Below are 15,964 nucleotides of genomic sequence, written 5' to 3'. Positions count from 1 at the left end.
CACAGTGAGTATGAATACAGCCGAAAGCTATGATTCATCTAAAATCAAAGTTCTCAAAGGCCTGGATGCGGTACGCAAGCGTCCTGGTATGTATATTGGGGATACAGAAGATGGGACTGGTTTGCATCATATGGTGTTTGAACTTGTCGATAATTCAATTGATGAAGCATTGGCGGGGCATTGCGACACGATTTGGGTCACTATTCATGCTGATGAGTCTGTGTCTGTTAAAGATAACGGGCGCGGTATTCCGGTAGATATTCATCCTGAAGAAGGACGTTCCGCTGCGGAAGTCATTATGACTGTCCTGCATTCGGGCGGTAAGTTTGATAATGATTCTTATAAGATTTCTGGTGGTTTACATGGTGTGGGTGTTTCTGTCGTTAATGCGCTTTCAGAAGAATTACATTTGGTTATTCGTATTAATGGCAAAGTACATGAACAATATTACCATATGGGTGAACCGGCAGCGCCTCTGGCTGAAATTGGTGATACAAATGAACGCGGAACGGAAGTCAGGTTTAAACCCAGCGCTGAAATATTCAAAAATATCCAATTTAATTACGATGTGCTCGCTAAAAGATTGCGTGAATTAGCATTTCTGAATACATCTATTCGTATTTTTCTTACAGACGAGCGCACCAATAAAACCGATGCGTTTGAATATCACGGTGGATTAAAGGGTTTTGTAGAAGATTTAAACCGGAATAAAACGCCCATTCATCAGAGGATTTTTTATTTCCTGGCTGAAAAAGACAAAGTAATGGTAGAAGTAGCTGTGCAATGGAACGATACGTATCAGGAAAAACTGTTTTGCTATACCAATAACATTCCTCAGCGTGACGGCGGCACACATGTGGCGGGATTTCGCAGTGCGTTAACCAGAGTGTTGAATACTTATATAGAAAAAGAAGGTTTTGCTAAAAAAGAAAAAGTGGCCACTTCCGGAGAGGATTTGCGTGAAGGTTTAACCGCTGTTTTATCAGTTAAAATGCCAAATCCCAAATTTTCTTCACAGACTAAAGATAAATTGGTCTCTTCTGAAATTAAATCCATCGTTGAATCTTTGATGAATGAGAAATTTCAGGAATATCTGATGGAAAATCCGCAAGACGCAAAAAATATTGTTTCAAAAGTAATAGAAGCAGCGCGTGCGCGGGAAGCGGCGCGCAAGGCACGAGAACTCACCAGGCGTAAAAGTGCACTGGATGTAGCTGGATTGCCCGGTAAGCTTGCTGACTGTCAGGAAGAAGATCCTGGCAAGTCGGAATTATTTATTGTTGAGGGAGATTCGGCCGGCGGCTCAGCCAAACAGGCTAGAGACCGAAAGTCGCAAGCTGTGCTGCCATTGAAAGGTAAAATTCTTAATGTGGAGAAAGCACGCTTCGATAAAATGCTGTCTTCGGCTGAAGTCGCGACATTGATTACCGCCCTGGGTTGTGGAATCGGACCTGAAGAATATTCGCCTGATAAAACCCGGTACCACAGTATTATTATCATGACTGACGCTGATGTTGACGGATCCCATATCCGAACCCTTTTGCTGACTTTTTTTTATCGACAAATGCCGGAATTGATCGAAAGAGGGTATATTTATATTGCGCAGCCGCCTTTATTCAAAGTTAAAAAGAACAAACAGGAGCGGTATGTCAAAGATGAAAAGGCGCTGGATGACATGCTTTTCCAATCCGCCCTGGATGGAGCTTCATTATATCCTGGCGATGGTTCCAGCCTGACGGGCGAACCGCTCGCGCAGCTAGTGAATGAATATCATGCCATGATGAATCTGATAAACCGGATTTCCAAACGCTATCCCAGAGAGCTTTTGGAAGCATTAATGTATGCACCCATGCTAAATGAAAGCGTATTGGCGAATCGTGATGAAATGCAGACCATAGTTAAAGGGATTCAAACCAAATTAAATGCCGAGACCCTGGTTTCTGCTTATTATGAAATTGAGTTGACAGAAGACAAGGAACGGCACTGGTGGTTGCCAAGCTTAACCATAACCAGCCATGGAGTATCAAATAAGTTATTGATAAATAAGGATTTATTGCTTTCGCTGGATTATCGTAAACTCACGGATTTCGGCGCGCGCGCGAACCAGCTCTTAAAATCCGGTGCATATATTCAGAGGGATGAGAAAAAACAGGTTATCCATACTTTTGCGCAAGCCATGAGCTGGCTGGTCGCGGAAGCCAAAAAAGGACAAACAATACAGCGTTACAAAGGGTTGGGAGAAATGAATCCCGATCAGCTATGGGAAACAACCATGGATCCTGAGAAACGCATATTATTGCAGGTGAAAGTGGAAGATGCCGTGGCCGCAGATCAGATTTTCACCACATTAATGGGGGATGAGGTCGAACCCCGGCGCCAGTTTATTGAATCGAATGCACTGGATGTAACCAATCTGGACGTTTAAAATCAGCCCTTTTCATTGTAACCCTATAGCTTCTTTTTACAGGCAGGCCCGCATGCCTGTAAAAAGAAGCCTTCCGAAAGCTTTAAATAAATGCTCGCAGACACAGCTTATTGATAACATTCAATAAATATCCAATTATTGCGTAATAGACCATTGCTTACCCATATATTATCCATTCCCCAGCGAGGATACGTAAAAGCATCTATAATGAAAATAGGCTTTTTTGATATGCTCAAATTTTAAGTAATGATTTATCCAAGCGAGGTCAGTATGGCAGAAGTTTCTTCCCCACCAAGAGATGAGCAGCAGATTCAGAGTGCATTACAGGGTTTGCGTGAACAATATGCTGCTGCGACGAAAACAAAAATTATCACCAGTCCCGCTGATATTGACGCCAAGGACAAGATCATGGATGAAATGTTCGCCTGGTGTAAAGAACAGGCGAATATTGTTGTTCTCAAGAGCGCGACCATTTTATCTGCCGATCCTACTTCCCGGACCGTGCAAAATTGTAAATCACTGCTGCTTAGCAAGGGTATCCATCCCGGGCAGGTTTATGCCGCCAATGAGTCCTTGCTCAGTCTGTTATTGGCAAGCGGCGAAGAAGAAGAAGATTTAAAGAAACACAAAGGGGAAACCACTGTTTCTTTCAGTGACCAGCAACGCCATTTGCGTGAACTGGTGTTCGAAGCAGTCAGACAAAATGTCAGTGATATCCATATTCAGGTACGGCAGACATATACCAAAATCCGCATGCGCCAACACGGTGAGTTAAGAGTGTATGCGGAATGGTCTGAAAAACTCGGGCGTGAAATCGCCTCGGTTGCTTTTAACAAGGAAACAGACCATGCCACTTCACATTTCAACCCCCTGATTCCGCAGGACGCATCCATGCCTTTGAAGATGCAGGGCAAGGATATCCGTCTTCGTCTCGCGAGCGTGCCGGCACACGGCGGTTTCGACATGGTCATGCGTATTCTTGCGACAGGCGAAGAACGCACCAAACAGTTGGATCAGCTGGGATATACGCAAAAGCAGATTGATATCATCAAAATGGCGATGAAACTTCCGTTTGGCGCGATTATTGTCGCGGGGCCCACGGGGTCTGGTAAAACGACAACACTGGCCAGCTGTATGGAAATGGTGGAAAGCACACAGAAGTTATACTCCATTGAAGACCCGGTTGAAAAAGTCGTTGAAGAAGCGACGCAAGTCCCTGTGAACACGGAAAAGGAAGACCGCAGTTTCGCGAGCATGGGCCGCGCCGCCTTGCGTATGGACCCGGACGTCATCATCCTCGGGGAAATGCGCGATGAGGATACGGCTCACGTGATGGTGCGGGCGTCTATCACCGGTCACTTGGTGTTGACCACGTTACACACGAACCGTGCGACGGCAATCGTCACCCGTCTGGTTGATATGGGTGTTTCCCCTGTCCTTTTGAGCGACAGCAGTGTGTTACGTTGTCTGATGTGCCAACGTCTGATTGCAAAAGTGTGTGATGGCTGCGCCATCCCGCTTAGAACTTCTGAGCGTCACCAGCCTTATATGGCTGACTGGGAAGCGGTGCTGGGGAAGGATATTCTGGATCGCGCCAAGGCGCGCGGCAATGGATGTCCCAAATGCAACCGTTCTGGTGTGGGCGGACGTATTGTGGTTGCAGAAGTGATTTGGGTAGATGAAGATGGTAGGCAATTCATTCAAAAATGCGATACTCTAAACTGGGAGAAATATTTAAAGGAAAATGGCTGGATGGATTTTCGCGACAGGGCTATCGATTTGATTCAGGCCGGAGTGTGTGATCCATTCGATGCGGAAAAAGTGGTGGGGCCCATTAACCCGGCTACTCAATCAAGGACGTTTAAGTACTCATAGAGAGCACTGTTATGGAATTTACATTAAATTCATTGAATGAACAGATAGCGAAAGTAACTTTAGCATTTAAGCACTGGCAATTCGGCAACAAGCAGCAGCTTGCTTTTCTGGAAGACTTGTATCTCCTGATCAATGATGGTATTCCCGCGAACCGCGCGGTGGATATGATGAGCCAGGTGACAAAAGGGTTAACACGCGAAGTCGCGCTTTCTCTCTCGCAAAAAATCGGCGAAGGCCAGCCGCTGGCTGAAGGTATGCGGGAGTGGTTTTCCATGAATGTGGTTGAAATTATCCGCGTCGGTGAATCGGGCGGCGCACTTGCCCAGACCATCAAATCAGCCATCAATATGCTGTCGCAGCAAGGCGTGGCCATAGGCGCGTTCGTAGGCGCTGTTTCTTATCCCTTGCTGGTTATCGTGATCGCCTGCGTTGTGATCCTTTATCTGAAAAGATCGGTGTTTACGCAGTTTGAAATGATCAAGCCCATAGCGCAATGGCCGGACGCGGGTCAAAGGCTGGTGCATATCGCGGGCATCATTCAGTCGTACTGGTGGGTATCAATAGTGGTGGTGGTGGCCGTCATGGTCATTTTCAAACGTCTGATGTCTAACTATACGGGCGAGTTGCGGTCTTCTCTTGACAAGATTCCTCCATTTTCATTTTACCGACGGCTTGCGTCCGCGCGGCTTCTGGAAACGCTGGGTCTTCTGGTAGCGAACGGCGTTGTCTTCAAGTCAGCTATCAAGGTGATGCAGTATCAGGCCAACCCCTATATGCTCACTCATCTTTCGAAAATGGAACATTTGCTCAGCATGGGTAAAACCAATATCGCGGATGTGCTTGCAACGGGACTGGTGGATGAAAATGATCTCATGCGCTTGCGCGTCATGGCGGAAGTAAAAGGTTTTGAGCATGGTCTGATCCGCATGGGCATACGCGGAACCGAACAGGCCACGCAAACACTAAAATTCATCGCCCGTATTGTCGGTGGTATTTTCCTGGCTGTAGGCGGTATTTTGATTATTGTGATCATTCAGGGTATATATTTGACAGGTATGTCACTGGCAGCGTAATTAGCAGAGGTCTGGTTGTGAGGTCGATGAAAAAGTTTCAATCGGGTGCCACGCTTCTGGAAGTCATGCTGGTCATTGTGATCGGTGCGGCGATTCTTTACATGAGTATCCAGCAATACCTTACTTACCGCCGTGATGCCGATGCGCTGCAAGTACAAGCCAACGTCGATACCATCTTTCAGGCCATGTCATCGTATTACAGGATGAATTGTTATGGAACGACGGACGGGAGTTATCAAATGGTCGCAGGCACATTGAATCAAGCTATATCACCGCCCAATCCCTTACCCATTTCCATCTCGACGGATCTGATCGATAATGGATTTCTGACCACGCCCATGCCGAGAAATCCGATAGTCAAACCTACTGGCGCCGGTACCAATGGGTATGTGGCGCAATTCAACCGGTTTGATCCGCCGCAGGACAGGCAGACTTGCATGGCCGGTACCAATGCGACAACCCCTCTTCCCCCTAATTGCACGGATCCGCGCGGCGTCGGCAAAATCATCACCTGGAAAGCACAGGTTGCCGTGCAGCTGAATAATCCTACCCCTACAGAAGCCAAGCTGTATTTGAATCTGTTGGCTGGAGACTGTCTCTCGACCATGTCGGGCAGTACGGTTGTGCCCTGCAGTACCAGTGGTAATACAGGCACATTTGTTGTCTGGGAAAAACTTCCTTCCAGCGGAAACGCCAAATTTGTGTCTGATTACTGGGTAACCATGCCTACAGTGAGTCAGTTTACCCAGATGTATACAACCGCTCCCATTTTGAATTTGACGGATGGCAGCTCATTACCCTATCAATATTACTTATGCGGTAATTAAAAGGTGATAAACATGAAGGCGCGAAAAAATGTAACCGGTTTTACCCTGATAGAAATTCTGCTGGTGCTGGTTATTATCAGCATTATCATTTTCGCGAGTGTAGGCTACGTGCAGCAGCGCGCTCTGCAATTGCGCATGGACAGGACCACCACGCAGATGCAGCAAATCCTGAATGCAGGCTTGTCTTATTATGTTCAGGAAGGACACTGGCCCACGGCGTTAAGTGATTTACAAGGCACTTATCTTCCGCCAGTGTCAGTGACACTGAAAAATCCCTGGGGAAATGATTACGCGATAGACAGTGCGAGCAATCCCAAGCTTTTTTATGTTTATACCCGTGTTAATACGGTCAGCGCAAAAGGCGCATTCGCCGCCGCGTCGGTGATTGCCGGTACCCTGCCCTTTGCCTATACCTCTAATGACGGCAGCGGCGCGCCGCCCTCGGCGGCCTCACCTTGTACGAGTGCGGATACGTCGTGTTATATCGTGGCTGCCGTGAATATACCTGGTTATAATCTGAATAATGCCTCGGCGGTGAATTTTGGCGGGTTGTATCACCACGGCGCCTGTGTGCCCGTGCCGGAATGCACAGTGGACAAGACAGGCACGACCATGGTGCCGCAAATATTAGTGGCGCCGGTGCAAATCAGCGGCACAGACGAATCGTCCGATCTTAACCAGGTCTTTCCCATATCGAGTTTTACTGCTTATGCCATTGGCCCAAGCGCCACGCCTGGAGAATGCGCAAGCGGAGGCGGCGGTCCTCCTCATACTTGTTCCGGCGGTATTTCCGGCGGTACCTACTGGCGTGTCTGTCTGCAGGTTGTCACTGAAAAAGGCCAAATTGACAACACAATCAGCGGCTGGGGAGAAAAACAGACTATCATGGCCTTGACCCGCTGCTCGAGTTCAAATGAACCCGCTGGGTCTGGATTTACAATTTATAGTAATTAATGAAAGGTGAAAAAAACCCTTACACATTTTTTTTTATATCTCTTATACTTGATAACTAAAATTTTTCAAGATATCTTGGGCATAGGGAACATGGAGATAAAGGATGAAATGCCGGATCATGAAGATACACGTGTTATTAGCAAGTTTGTTCCTATGTGTTATTCCGCTGCATGCCACAGCAGGCTGGGAAGTTTCAAAGCCTGAATCAGCGATTCCCCGAGAACCATTTTTTCAAGCCGGTAATCAGCAAAATACCGCATTCCTGCCATCTGCCTATAGCAGCTCTGCATTTCCAAACCAATATGCGGATCTGGGGCAACCTGCGGCAATATACGCAGTCAGCATCAGTGGCTCCCTCAAAGAAAATCTCGAGCGCATCATGGGTCGTTATCACTGGAAAGTCATCTGGAAGGCACCATATGATTATAACTTCGATGGCAGAGTCACAGGATCCAGCTTACCGAATGTGGTAGAAAAATTGTTGCAACCCTTCCCCCTGCAGGCTGTAATGTATATGTCCAACCGCACACTGGCTGTTGTGCCAAGATATCGAACATAGGAAGAGATAAATGATGCTAAAGAAATGGATAGTCTTGCTTTTATCGACCGCATTCGTGTTGGCCGCCTGTCATTCACCCGTCTATAACCAGACAGAAGGCAATATTGCTGATGTGAAAATAAAAGCGGCAAAAGAGCGTGTCATATCAGATAACAAGGCGAAACCGCTGCCGCCACTTTTGATCAAAAAAGGTCTTTATGTGGATACGACGCCTATCAGTCTGAGCAAGAGACCATCCTGGCTTAATAATCACATCGTGGTTCGCGGCGACCAGCTTCCATTTTCCTATTACAGCCGTGTGATCGCAGCGGGCGCCGGCAGCAAGGTGCTGACAAAATACCAGGTAGGAATGGATCCCACCTCAAATGTTAGCATTAATTATTCCGGCACAATCCGGGGCGCGCTGGACATGCTGGCTGCGAAGTCAGGCTATGTCTACAGCATAAATAACAACATGATTTACTGGCAGGCTTTCATTACACGGACATTTGATATCGCTTTCATGCCGGGTGACTCTGATTACCTGCTGGGCAAGAAAAGCTCTGGCGGCGGTGCCAATACCGCAGAACAGGGAACAACGGCTCAGGTATCCAATTACACCACGAGTGACTCTTCGGATTCCGAATACAGCAATCTGAGCGGCAAGGTATCCATCTGGAAAGATTTGCAGGCTACCATCGCGCAAATGCTTTCTGCTGATGGCAAGGTGACCGTGTCACAGGCGTCCACTTCGGTCACGGTACGCGACAGGCCTACCAACGTGCAGCTGGTTGGTCAGTACATCTATAATCTTAACAGTAACCTCTCCAAACAAGTGCTGGTCAAAGTGCAAGTTCTGGAAGTGTCGCTGGAGAATGCTTATAACTATGGCATCGACTGGGCTATTATTACCAATGCGTTCCATAATTCACCGTTCACACTGAATGCGAATTACGGTACACCCATAGCGATTACTGCATTGAACACGGCATCTGGTGCCAGCACTACAGGTGTTCCTACTCTGGGTACTGTAGCAACTGTGCCCGAAGGTAAAAATCCCATACCTTCTTATACCATCCTGTTAAAAGCGCTTAACCAGCAGGGCAAGACTTCTGTGGTCTCAGAGCCCAGGGTATTGTGTCTGAATAACCAGGTTTCCGTGGTGCGTATAGTCAAGTCGGAAGGTTATGTGGCAAGTATTCAAAATACCGCCACGCCAGGTGTGTCAAGCACAACCAATACCGTGACATCGCAGGTCACGCCTGGCATGCTTGTAACAGGCCTGACATTGTATATTCTGCCAAAGATCCTGAATGATCGTATCTATTTATCTGTGAACGCAGACTTATCAACCAATGACGGCTTTAAGCAATTCGGTCCGACGAACAGCGAAATCCAGCTGCCCAGCATTACTGAAAAGCACTTTAATCAACGCAGCATGGTCAAGTCCGGAGACACGTTGATCCTATCCGGTTTCAGGCAGGTTACTAACAGAACGGGTGCTAACCAGTTCCTCACCTCACAAGCCTTGGGCGGTAAAGCAGCTGAGCAAGTGAATACGGAAACGGTTGTGTTGATTACTCCGATTCTTCTACATGGAAGTGCCTAATGCCATATATCACTCGTGAAGATGGAGAGCATTTTGTTATACCGTCTTATCGGGATGTATTGACGATCAAGCAAAAGAGTCAGTTGAAGAAAGAAATTCTTTTGCTGAGTCAAAGCTACGGGGAATATATCACTCTCCAAAAAAAGGCTGTAAATCAGTATGAGGTGGCTTTTTCGCCTGATACCGGATATCTGCTGGGCGAATCAATCTGGCATCATTTCAATAAGCCGCTGGACCTCATTTATTGCGAAGCGATACCGAACACGACAGAAGCGATTCTGGTTATTGTCAAATCAGGAAGTGTCTATCTGGATGGAAGTTTTCCACTAGATAGTATTCCGGAAGAACTCATTATATTTTTGACACAGCAGAATAATTTCGAAATTTATGTTTACGGTGACGTGCCTATCAGTAAGGAGCCTGAAGCTGGAAAATTCAGCTTCGAGGCAAGCTCTGTCAAGTCATATAACGTGCTGGACAAGCCCATATTCCCAACCCTGCCCCTCATGAAAACTTTCCAGCTTCAGCTGGTAGATGCGGTCCTGAAGGAGCAAGGGATAGGTGTTGTACCGGTAAAGCCGATAATTATTGGTTTGGCTGTTATTGGAGTGGCATTTATTGCCTGGAATTTTTACTCCTCAAGGCAAGTAGTAACAACAACGGTCGCGAAACCGCAAGTCAATCCCTATCAGCAATTTCTCAATACGCTAAGTTCTCCCGCGCCTGACCAGGAAGTGACAGCGTTTATTGACAAACTGCAATTGATGTCACAAATGCCTGGCTGGAGTGCGACAGATGTCAAATATATTCACAATGGCGTCAATGCGACGGTTTATTCATATGGCGGAAAAGTAGAAGATTTATATGCCTGGGCAGCAGAAAATAACGCGAATGTCATGATCAAAAAAACAGGCATATTCATGACTATCGGCATCAAGCTCCCCAATCGTCCTGCTCCCACGAAAATCTATTCGTCACCCAAAATCATAGCAACCATAGTTGACAGACTCTCAAACGTCTATCCAGGCAATAACCTTGATCTGGGTGATTCGGTGAGAAAAGGTGTCTATACGGATACTATAATTAAAATAAGATTTAATAATATCGGGCCGGTGGTGCTCGATTTGATAGGCAAGCAGTTTGCAGACTTGCCGGTAGTGATACATGATATAACAGTACGATTGGAAAAGGATTTCAACTTAACCGGGTCAATTACAATTGAAGCATTGGGTAACTAACTATGACATCAGATAAAATGCAAGCACTTGCAAGTATGACAACGCGGCAAAAGGTGATAGCTGGGGTTGTTGTTGTCGTTGTCCTGATTCTCGTCTGGCAGTTGAAGGGGTTATTCGGCGGAGGCGGCGGACCAGCCAAGCCTGCTGCCGCCCCAAAGACCATGACAGCTACGAAACCAGGTGGCGCGGATATGGCCATGGCGCCAGGCGCGGCACCCGCACCCATGACGCCAAAGCCGGCTGAAATTCCCCAGGCGCAGCCAATGTCCGAGCGCGAAGCCGAAATCATGAAGCTGCAGCAGGAAACGCAGGCAAAATACCTTGAAGCATTGAATGAATTGCAGATGTTAAAATTGTCACGTGACATCGCTATCACGAACAAGGATATTTCATCCGCCAAACTGGCAAAAGTTGTTTCCGAGAAAAAGATTGTTGATTTGCTGACTCCTCCCGCTCCGCCCAGCTCATCTGAAGTGATGACAAAGAATGTGCAGCCAATATCATCATTGGGTGACCAGGAAGTCAAATACTCGGTGGTGTCTGTATCACAACTTCAATATAGATGGTCTGCTGTTCTGGGTTATAAAGGCAGTTTATTTAACGTGAATGTAGGAGATGTGCTACCTCCTGACGGTTCGACGGTTGAATCCATAGGCAGAGACGGTGTTACCTTAAACAAGGATGGCGTGAAGAAGAAAGTGTCTCTGGTACCGACGATATAAACTGTTATTCAATTCGGGATTCATCATGATTGCGAAAGGCCTGACTCATTATCAGGCCTTTTTTCATCAGACATAATGGGCAAGCTTATTTCACCTGTATAGACGGTTACCGCGGGACCGGTCATTTTGATAGTGTGGCCGTCCCCTTGCCATTCGATATCCAGAGATCCATATTCAAACTCAACATTGACAGACTGATTTAGCCAGCCGTTAGCAATACCAGCGGCGACAGCGGCGCAGGCATTGCTTCCACAAGCCAGAGTCGGGCCGCTTCCCCTCTCATGCGTGCGCAGGCGGATATGATGTTTGCTGAGAACTTGCATAAATCCTATATTTACACCTTCAGGAAAGCGAGAATGGGCAGAAATCCGGGGTGCAAGCTCTTCAATTCCGGCGGTAATCAGGGAGTCTACCTTGATGATGGCATGCGGATTACCCATGGAAAGAATGCTGATCGGGAGGTGCCTATGTGTGTCGGGCAGTTCAAGCTCAATCATGGCAGATTCTATCTGGGGTGTTCCCATGATTATTTGTATATGATCGTAATCGTAAACCTGAAGCGAAAATATGCCTGCCCGGGTCTCGATTTCAAACTGTCGGTCTTTGCTCAGGCCTTGTTCATGAATCAGGCGGGCAACACAGCGTAAGCCGTTGCCGCACTGTTCGGCTTCACTGCCGTCAGCATTATAGATTCGACAGAAAAAATCAGCGCGCGCAGAAGTTTCTATCAGCAGCAGCTGGTCAAAGCCTATGCCTATATGGCGATTCGCCAGACGTGAAATGAAGCCCGGATCCAGAGAAAGAGAATTGTCTGGCGTATAAATGACAGCGAAATCGTTACCCAGACCGTGCATTTTGGTGAATGGAACGAGGCGGCGATTGAATGGGGGCATAAGCTAACCTCCGGACGGGGTTGAAAATTTAAGATCAGTCAGGTTTCTGGGCATGATTTTGAGATTTTTCATCAGGCAGATAAAGTTTGCCGGATTGTCCGCACGCAGATAACATATTGATAGATATTAAAATTATAATAAAGTATCCGGTCAGGCGTCTCATTACCGGTCTCCTTCTTCCGTATTAGTGCGCAGGTAATGTATGATCCCTGCCGCAGGATCCGCGGGACTATCGAATTGAGCGTCTTGAACGTGTTTGAGTATGGATGGGAGTAACTGCTTTCCTAACTCGACACCCCATTGATCAAAAGAATTGATACCCCAAATGATTCCCTGGACAAAGATTTTATGCTCATACAATGCGATAAGAGCCCCCAGGCTTTTGGGAGACAGGCGGTTCAAGATCAGTATGTTGCTGGGCTTGTTGCCAGGGATCGTCTGATGGTGCGCCTGCGCGGCCGCTGCGGCTTGTGGATAATGGGCGGCTAATAATTCTTTGTAACATTCTTCATAAGTTTTGCCGCACATCAAGGCCTGGGCTTGGCTGAGACAGCTGGCGAGAAGTAAATCCTGATGCAGATTGCGGCTGGTTTCACCTGCTGTGCCCGCAAAAATGAAATCGACGGGAATAAGATGGCTGCCTTGATGAAGTAATTGATGATAGGCGTGCTGACCGCTGCAACCTTCCTCACCAAAAATGACGGGACTTGTTGTGTGGCGCACCTGTTCACTGTTTAATGCGACACATTTCCCATTGCTTTCCATTTCAGCCTGCTGCAAGTAGGGAACCAGATAGCGAAGGCGATGTGTATATGGCACGACAGCCTGGACGTTAGTCCCAAAGAAATTGGCATACCAGATCCCCAGCATGGCGAGCAATACCGGCATGTTCTGCGCAAGTTCCGCCTGGCGGAAATGCTGATCCATTTCATGCGCGCCCTGCAAAAAGTCTGCATAATGTTCATTGCCTATCATTAGCATGAGCGGCAAACCGACCGCAGACCAGATGGAGTATCGGCCGCCAACCCAATCCCAGATGGGGAAAATATTTTCTTCGGTTATGCCAAACGCCAGGGCTTTTTCGCGGGAAGCGGTGACCGCGACGAAATGTTTCCTGATAACATCCGGTCCCAGCCTGTCTTGCATCCATTTCAAAACGGTATGCGCGTTAGTGAGGGTTTCTATGGTTGAAAATGATTTGGATGAAATGATAAACAGGGTAGTTTCCGGATTGATTTGCGGCAACACTTCTTTCAACTGATGATCGTCAACGCTGGCAATATAATGAATATCAAGGTTGGCAACGGCAAAATCCTTTAATGCGTGTGTGCTCATCATGGGCCCTAAATGTGACCCGCCTATGCCTATATTCACGATCTGGGAGATGGGTTTGCCTGTGATACCCGTGCGTGTGTGATGGTGTATCTGCGTGACGAAATCACGCATTTTTTGTGTGGACTCATTAATCAGCAACGAGATATTTTCACCGTTGACCCTGATGTCCGCTGGATCAGGGTCGCGGAGTGCGGTATGCAGCGCAGGCCGGGTTTCTGTCACATTGACCGGCTCGCCGCCAAATAGCGCTTCAATTTTGTCATGTAGTCTGGCGGCGCGCGCCAGGTCGCACAGCAATGTCAGGGTCTTGGCGGTAATACGGTTACGGGAATAATCCAGGAGTATATTCCCGCAACGCAGATGAAACTTGGAAAACCGCTGTTTGTCTTGAGCAAACCAGTCCCGCATATGCTGGCTGGCTATTTCTTCATGATGGCGGCGAAGCAAGTCCCATTCTTTGAGTTCTGTTAGCTTGTTCATTTAACCTGATCAATGTGTACACTTTCTATTTATCCATGTATATTATATGATACATAAGATTATTTACACCAAAAAATGATGGTTAGTCTTTATTTTATAGCTTTGGGTACAGTTTATAGTATCAATGGGCATGGATATAATCAGTTTGAAGATTAAAGGAAGTGCGCCCCCATGGATGAGCTATTGCAGCGTCTAGAAAAAAGGATCAGGGAGTTGGTCGACCAGCACGACAGGCTCAAGCAGGCGAATATGCAGCTACACCACGGAAAATCCTTGTTGGCACAAGAAAAGAACTCATTGCTGGCAAAACAGCAAAAAGCAATTTCGCAAATCGAAACCTTGGTATCCAGACTAAAAGCAATCGAGAAACTGTCATGACTCATAAATCAATCAGCACGACCATTGAGATATTAGGAAAACCCTATCCCATCAAATGCCCTGAAAACGAGCTGGCTTCATTGCATGAAGCAGCCGCATTCCTCAATAAAAAAATGACTGAAACTCAGGAGTCAGGGAATGTCATTAACCTGGAACGCATTGCCATTATCACGGCATTAAACATCACTTACCAGTTTCTGCAGCTGGACCAGCAAAAAAGTTCATTCATGCATAAAGTCAATCAGCGTATTTCGCATTTACAGGACAAGCTGGATACGGCGATTAACAAAGCCTTGCAAACGGAGTTGATTTATACAACCGAGTAACGCAGAAACGAAATTACTGCTGAGAAGACATTTCCGTCAAGTACGCAGCAAGGTCGACGCGCCTTATAGAGAACACGCGGCTTTGGCTGCGGCAAATGTGCTTGAGGGACATCCTGTATTCATTCAAAGCCGGCACATCGCATGTTATCTTCCTGCCAAAGATGAATTTGAAACGCTTCACATTATTAAGATGATATGGAAGGCCCGCAAGCATTGTTATCTTCCGGTGCTGTCCGGCCAGGATGAAAATGCATTGCAGTTTGCTGCCTATGACGAGGGGGATGCACTGCGTTTGAATCGTTACCAGATCCAGGAACCTGTGAATACCGGACGCAGCAGACCGCCGCAAGAACTGGATCTGGTGATCACGCCGCTATTGGCATTTGATTCGCAGGGCGGCAGGCTGGGTATGGGCGGGGGCTTTTATGACCGTACTTTTGCATTTTTGCATTCGAAAATGAACAGAACTCCCAAATTGATTGGACTGGCATTTTCGTCCCAGGAAGCAGAAGAGCTTCCCTCGGATACATGGGATATTCGGCTGGATGGTGTCTTGACAGAAAAGGCGCTCATTTCTTTTTCCTGAATAAGCGAATTTTTGCCTTTTCCTGTGTGACCATCCCGGATTCCAGGGTTTGTTCCAGTAAGGGCATAAAGGCATCAATTTTTTCAAGCGTGTCTATGAGTTCTATCACGACAGGCAAGTCAGTTGAAAGCTGTAGGATCTTGGCTGTATGAATTTGGCTGTGATTTCCGTAACCTTCTATCCCTCGCAATACTGTGGCACCGGCCAGCCCGGCCTGTTTGGCGTGACGGACTATCCATTCATACAGCGGGACTCCTTCCTTTTTATCAGACTCGCCTATGAATATTCGCAGCAAATAACCTTCTTCCTGTAAATCCATCTTTGCTCCTTACTGTCCCAGATAATAACCCAGCCATACGGCAATCAAACCAATGGTTACCTGAAGGATGACATTGCCCAATCCCAGAACAAACTGGCCATCCCGCAATAGCGTAAACGTTTCATATCCAAAAGTGGAAAAAGTGGTAAATCCCCCTAACAGACCGATCTGGATAAAAATGCGCGTTTCAGGGGTCAGCGATATTCGTGATTCCGCAAGACTGGCGGTCAAGCCAATCAAAAAACAGCCCAGAAGATTGATAGTCAGTGTTCCATAAGGGTAAAGCGGTGAATCCAGCCATTTGTAGATGGCGTTATTCAAGGCGTAGCGCATGATGGTGCCGACAAAGCCGCCCATACCCGCAATCAGCATATTCAGCATAAGCT

Annotated in this window: 17 protein-coding genes; 12 read left to right on the top strand and 5 right to left on the bottom strand. The window is 47.1% G+C overall.

Going from position 1 to position 15,964, the window contains the following annotated elements:
* Positions 1-10 precede the first annotated feature (10 nt).
* The 9 genes from gyrB to AQULUS_RS10875 all read left to right on the top strand — a co-directional run bounded on the left by gyrB (position 11) and on the right by AQULUS_RS10875 (position 11,261).
* Positions 11-2,425 (top strand): DNA topoisomerase (ATP-hydrolyzing) subunit B, encoded by a 2,415-nt coding sequence (gene gyrB, locus AQULUS_RS10915; protein ID WP_148340173.1) that lies wholly within the window; start codon positions 11-13, stop codon positions 2,423-2,425.
* Positions 2,426-2,695: 270 nt separating this feature from the next.
* Positions 2,696-4,300, top strand: a complete 1,605-nt coding sequence (locus AQULUS_RS10910) for a GspE/PulE family protein (protein ID WP_172622841.1) — start codon at positions 2,696-2,698, stop codon at positions 4,298-4,300.
* An 11-nt stretch (positions 4,301-4,311) separates the two neighbouring features.
* Positions 4,312-5,373, top strand: a complete 1,062-nt coding sequence (locus tag AQULUS_RS10905) for a type II secretion system F family protein (RefSeq protein ID WP_148340171.1) — start codon at positions 4,312-4,314, stop codon at positions 5,371-5,373.
* 26 nt (positions 5,374-5,399) lie between these two features.
* The gene (locus tag AQULUS_RS10900) at positions 5,400-6,200 is read left to right on the top strand and encodes a type IV pilin protein (protein WP_148340170.1); all 801 of its coding nucleotides are present in this window, start codon (positions 5,400-5,402) and stop codon (positions 6,198-6,200) included.
* Between the two features lie 12 nt (positions 6,201-6,212).
* Positions 6,213-7,154, top strand: coding sequence for a prepilin-type N-terminal cleavage/methylation domain-containing protein (locus tag AQULUS_RS10895; RefSeq protein ID WP_148340169.1), 942 nt, complete (start codon positions 6,213-6,215; stop codon positions 7,152-7,154).
* 118 nt (positions 7,155-7,272) lie between these two features.
* On the top strand, positions 7,273-7,713 hold the full coding sequence (locus tag AQULUS_RS10890; protein ID WP_148340168.1) for a TcpQ domain-containing protein: 441 nt from the start codon (positions 7,273-7,275) through the stop codon (positions 7,711-7,713).
* A gap of 10 nt (positions 7,714-7,723) precedes the next feature.
* Positions 7,724-9,301 carry a secretin N-terminal domain-containing protein gene (locus AQULUS_RS10885; protein WP_148340167.1) on the top strand — a complete coding sequence of 526 codons (1,578 nt, stop codon included), beginning with the start codon at positions 7,724-7,726 and terminating at the stop codon, positions 9,299-9,301.
* Positions 9,301-10,539 (top strand): YfgM family protein, encoded by a 1,239-nt coding sequence (locus AQULUS_RS10880; protein WP_148340166.1) that lies wholly within the window; start codon positions 9,301-9,303, stop codon positions 10,537-10,539. The genes AQULUS_RS10885 and AQULUS_RS10880 overlap by 1 nt, the downstream gene beginning before the upstream one ends.
* Before the next feature lie 2 nt (positions 10,540-10,541).
* Positions 10,542-11,261, top strand: coding sequence for a hypothetical protein (locus AQULUS_RS10875; RefSeq protein ID WP_148340165.1), 720 nt, complete (start codon positions 10,542-10,544; stop codon positions 11,259-11,261).
* Positions 11,262-11,284: 23 nt separating this feature from the next.
* Here AQULUS_RS10875 and dapF read toward each other — a convergent pair whose 3' ends face one another.
* Genes dapF through pgi form a run of 3 tightly spaced genes read right to left on the bottom strand, consistent with a single transcriptional unit; the run spans position 11,285 to position 13,969 of the window.
* Positions 11,285-12,154 carry a diaminopimelate epimerase gene (dapF, locus tag AQULUS_RS10870; RefSeq protein ID WP_148340164.1) on the bottom strand — a complete coding sequence of 290 codons (870 nt, stop codon included), beginning with the start codon at positions 12,152-12,154 and terminating at the stop codon, positions 11,285-11,287.
* 34 nt (positions 12,155-12,188) lie between these two features.
* The gene (gene lptM, locus AQULUS_RS13150; protein ID WP_148340163.1) at positions 12,189-12,317 is read right to left on the bottom strand and encodes an LPS translocon maturation chaperone LptM; all 129 of its coding nucleotides are present in this window, start codon (positions 12,315-12,317) and stop codon (positions 12,189-12,191) included.
* Positions 12,317-13,969 (bottom strand): glucose-6-phosphate isomerase, encoded by a 1,653-nt coding sequence (gene pgi / locus AQULUS_RS10865; protein ID WP_148340162.1) that lies wholly within the window; start codon positions 13,967-13,969, stop codon positions 12,317-12,319. The genes lptM and pgi overlap by 1 nt, the downstream gene beginning before the upstream one ends.
* Positions 13,970-14,140: 171 nt before the next feature.
* Here pgi and AQULUS_RS10860 point away from each other — a divergent pair, with 171 nt between their 5' ends.
* From AQULUS_RS10860 to AQULUS_RS10850, 3 genes are read left to right on the top strand one after another with little or no spacing between them, the layout of a single operon-like run.
* Entirely contained in the window at positions 14,141-14,347 is a 207-nt protein-coding gene (locus AQULUS_RS10860; RefSeq protein WP_148340161.1) for a TIGR02449 family protein, read from the top strand.
* The gene (locus AQULUS_RS10855) at positions 14,344-14,673 is read left to right on the top strand and encodes a cell division protein ZapA (RefSeq protein WP_148340160.1); all 330 of its coding nucleotides are present in this window, start codon (positions 14,344-14,346) and stop codon (positions 14,671-14,673) included. Before AQULUS_RS10860 ends, AQULUS_RS10855 begins: the two co-directional genes overlap by 4 nt.
* Positions 14,660-15,259, top strand: coding sequence for a 5-formyltetrahydrofolate cyclo-ligase (locus tag AQULUS_RS10850; RefSeq protein ID WP_148340159.1), 600 nt, complete (start codon positions 14,660-14,662; stop codon positions 15,257-15,259). Before AQULUS_RS10855 ends, AQULUS_RS10850 begins: the two co-directional genes overlap by 14 nt.
* Here AQULUS_RS10850 and AQULUS_RS10845 read toward each other — a convergent pair.
* Positions 15,243-15,578 carry a DUF190 domain-containing protein gene (locus tag AQULUS_RS10845; protein WP_148340158.1) on the bottom strand — a complete coding sequence of 112 codons (336 nt, stop codon included), beginning with the start codon at positions 15,576-15,578 and terminating at the stop codon, positions 15,243-15,245. The two genes, AQULUS_RS10850 and AQULUS_RS10845, sit on opposite strands and share 17 nt — an antisense overlap.
* A 9-nt stretch (positions 15,579-15,587) precedes the next feature.
* Complete coding sequence (crcB, locus tag AQULUS_RS10840; RefSeq protein ID WP_148340157.1) at positions 15,588-15,959, bottom strand: fluoride efflux transporter CrcB; 372 nt, start codon at positions 15,957-15,959, stop codon at positions 15,588-15,590.
* Positions 15,960-15,964 lie beyond the last annotated feature (5 nt).

It is taken from the genome of Aquicella siphonis, assembly GCF_902459485.1.
Taxonomy (GTDB): domain Bacteria; phylum Pseudomonadota; class Gammaproteobacteria; order DSM-16500; family DSM-16500; genus Aquicella; species Aquicella siphonis.
This window is presented reverse-complemented; position numbering and strand designations above follow the sequence as displayed.